The organism is Nocardioides sp., assembly GCF_036401255.1.
GTDB lineage: Bacteria > Actinomycetota > Actinomycetes > Propionibacteriales > Nocardioidaceae > Nocardioides.
The window spans coordinates 1-3281 of the sequence record NZ_DASWVI010000470.1 but is presented as its reverse complement, the minus strand read 5'-3'; the positions used below and the strand labels follow the sequence as shown (position 1 = coordinate 3281).

Sequence of the window (3281 nt, the reverse complement as noted above, 5' to 3'; positions counted from 1 at the left end):
CGCGCCGCGGTCGGCGAGCGCGCGCAGCAGCGCCGGGCGCCAGTGGGCGTGCACGTCGGGGACCAGCAGCAGCACCTCGTCGTCGAGACCCGGCGGGTCGCTCACCTGCAGCGTCGCCGGTGACACCGTGGCCATCACCGGGCGCACCTGCGCCTCGGGCACGATCACCGCGGTCAGCGTCCGGGGCGGGTCCCAGCCGGCGCGCTCGGCGGCCGCGGCGACCTGGTCGACCGGCGACCCGGCGAGCAGGTGGTGCGCCACCCGCTCGAGCAGCCGCTGGCGCACCCGGCCGCTGGTGGCCAGCTCGTCGGTGTGCCCGGCGACGCTGGCCGCGGAGAGCTCGTCGATGTAGGCGAACACCAGCTCCGCGAACGCCGCGAGCGTCTCGCCCCCGACCCCGTTGCGCACCGAGACCGTCGACATCTCCCGCCAGGAGACCCGGGCGCCGATGCGGTACGCCGCGAGCAGCGCGTCGGTCGACCGGCCGCTGCGGGCCTCGCCACGACCGAGCTGGTAGGCGCCCTCGACCGCGGGTGCCGCCGGCGTCGACCGGTCGGTGCCCCGGCTGCCGCTGGCCAGCGAGAGGAAGCCGCCGAGCGCCAGCTGCACCGCGTTGCGGATCGTCTCGCCCATCGGCCCGCTGAACGCGTCGGTGTAGCTGGGCACCTCGTCGATGATCGCGGCCACCACGTGCTCGGCCACCCGGGGCAGCTCGGCGCGCATCTCGGCCACCGCGCGCGGGGCGAGCCGCACGCCGTGGTCCGCCGTACGCCGGACGGTGTGCCGGACCATCTCGACCTCCGGTACGCGGTGAATTGTGCGCAGATGACAAACAGGACGCGGATCTTCACGTCCACCGGTCATGATCTTACGCAGGTGTGCCAGCACACTCGAGGACATGAGCATCGCCATCCCCTCCGGTGCGGCCCGGTCCGGGTCGGGATGGTCCCTGCGCACCACGCTGCGTCAGGTCGCCGAAGCCGCGGTCACCCCGCGCAGCCTCGACGACGTGCTCGACCAGTTCCACCCGCTGCGCCGCGGCACCGACCTGCGCGGCCGGGTGGTCGAGGTGCGCCCCGAGACCGCCGCGTCCGCGACCCTGGTGATCAAGCCCGGCCGCGACTGGGCCGGACACGTGCCCGGCCAGTACGTCCGCGTCGGCGTCGACGTCGACGGCGTGCGCCTGTGGCGCACCTACTCGCTGACCCACGGACCGCGTCCCGACCGGTGCATCTCGATCACGGTCAAGGCGATCCCCGACGGCGTGGTCTCCAACCACCTGGTCCGGGAGGTCCGGCCCGGCCAGATGATCCAGCTCGGCCAGGCCGAGGGCGAGTTCGTGCTGCCCCAGCCGATCCCGGCCAAGCTGCTGCTGGTCACCGCCGGCTCCGGCATCACCCCGGTGATCGGGATGCTGCGCAACCTGTTCTCCCGGGCCGAGCGGCCGGCCACCGACATCGTGCTGCTGCACTCCGCGCTGTCCCGCTCGGAGGTGATCTTCGGTGAGGAGCTGCGCAGGTACGGCGCCGCCGGGTGGCTGCGCCTGATCGAGCTGCACACCGACACCCACGGGCTGCTGCGGGTCGACGACCTCGACGAGCTGGTCCCGGACCTGGCCGAGCGCACGGCGTACGCCTGCGGGCCCGCGGGGCTGCTCGACGCGCTGCAGGAGCACTACGACGCCCGGGACCTCGCGCTCACCGTCGAGCGGTTCCGGCCCCCGATGGCCGCCGAGCCCGGCGAGGGCGGCACGGTCTCGTTCACCTCGGGCCTCACCGTCGAGGCCGACGGCGCGACCCCGATCCTGGACGCCGCGGAGTCCGCGGGCGTCCTGATGCCGAGCGGCTGCCGGATGGGCGTCTGCTACGGCTGCGTGTTGCCGCTGCGCGAGGGCGCCGTGCGCGACCTGCGCAACGGCCAGCTCACCACCGCCGCCCCCGGCGACGGCGTGATCATCCAGACCTGCATCAACGCCGCCGCCGGCGAGTGCCACCTCGACCACGCCTGATCTCACCTGAGGAGACACCCATGACCGCGATCCAGAAGAAGCCCGTCAGCCCCGTCGCGCACCTCACCCCCGAGGACGTCGAGCAGATCGGCATCGAGCTCGACGCGATCCGCCAGGACGTCCTCGACAGCCGCGGCGAGCGCGACGCGGCGTACATCCACCGCGTCATCGACGTGCAGCGCCGCCTCGAGCTCGGCAGCCGCGCGGTGCTGCTGTTCTCGGCGTTCCCGCCGGCGTGGATCGTCGGTACGGCGGGCCTGAGCGTCGCCAAGATCCTCGAGAACATGGAGATCGGGCACAACATCCTGCACGGGCAGTGGGACTGGATGCGGGACCCGAAGATCCACTCCACGACCTGGGAGTGGGACATGGCCACGCCCGCCGAGCAGTGGAAGCACTCACACAACGAGCTGCACCACACCTACACGAACGTGATCGGCAAGGACAACGACCTCGGCTACGGCATCATGCGCGTCGACGAGGACCAGCCGTGGCACCCGTTCTTCCTCGTGCAGCCGCTGTGGAACTTCATCAACGCCTGCTTCTTCGAGTACGGCATCGCGGCCTACGACCTCGAGCTCGGCGCGACGATCAAGAAGAAGCAGACCCAGGACCCCGACTTCAAGCGCCGGCTCAAGGGTGTCCTCACCAAGATCCGCCGCCAGGCGACCAAGGACTACCTGGTGCATCCGGCGCTCTCGATCCCGACCGGCTCGTTCCTGGCGACGCTGGCCGCGAACTTCACCGCGAACGTGGTCCGCAACCTGTGGAGCCACTCGGTGATCATGTGCGGCCACTTCCCCGAGGGCGTCGAGACGTTCGAGAAGCGCTCGATCGACGGGGAGACCCGCGGCGACTGGTACCTGCGCCAGATGCTCGGCTCGGCCAACATCTCCGGCTCGAAGGCGATGCACATCATGACCGGCAACCTCTCCCACCAGATCGAGCACCACCTGTTCCCGGACCTGCCGTCGAACCGGTACGCCGAGATCGCCCCGCGGGTGCGGGCCCTGTTCGAGAAGTACGACCTCAACTACCACGCGGCCCCGCTGCCGAAGCAGGTCTACTCCGCCTGGCACAAGGTGGTCCGGCTCTCGCTGCCCAACGGCTGGCTGGCCACCACCAACGCCAAGAACGCGCCCCAGCAGCTGGCGCTTCTCTACAAGATGGCCACCGGCGGCCCCAAGGTCCGCCGGGCCGCGCAGGCCCGGCTGACGCAGCAGGCCCGCAAGGCCGCCGCCTGAGCCGGCTGATCCACGGGCTGGCCTGTCCC

3 protein-coding genes are annotated in these 3281 nt (G+C 71.7%); 2 read left to right on the top strand and 1 reads right to left on the bottom strand.

What is annotated here, in order from left to right; genetic code table 11:
- The coding region (locus VGD85_RS21585; RefSeq protein ID WP_331065492.1) for a PucR family transcriptional regulator at positions 1-792 on the bottom strand (792 nt) is incomplete at its 3' end.
- A gap of 106 nt (positions 793-898) precedes the next feature.
- Here VGD85_RS21585 and VGD85_RS21580 point away from each other — a divergent pair.
- Positions 899-2008, top strand: coding sequence for a ferredoxin reductase (locus tag VGD85_RS21580; protein WP_331065491.1), 1110 nt, complete (start codon positions 899-901; stop codon positions 2006-2008).
- A gap of 20 nt (positions 2009-2028) precedes the next feature.
- The gene (locus VGD85_RS21575; protein WP_331065490.1) at positions 2029-3252 is read left to right on the top strand and encodes an acyl-CoA desaturase; all 1224 of its coding nucleotides are present in this window, start codon (positions 2029-2031) and stop codon (positions 3250-3252) included.
- Positions 3253-3281 lie beyond the last annotated feature (29 nt).

Bases quoted from the DNA above. Each gene is read 5' to 3' on its own strand.
- VGD85_RS21580 (WP_331065491.1), top strand. From the start codon at position 899: ATGAGCATCGCCATCCCCTCCGGTGCGGCCCGGTCCGGGTCGGGATGG.
- VGD85_RS21575 (WP_331065490.1), top strand. From the start codon at position 2,029: ATGACCGCGATCCAGAAGAAGCCCGTCAGCCCCGTCGCGCACCTCACC.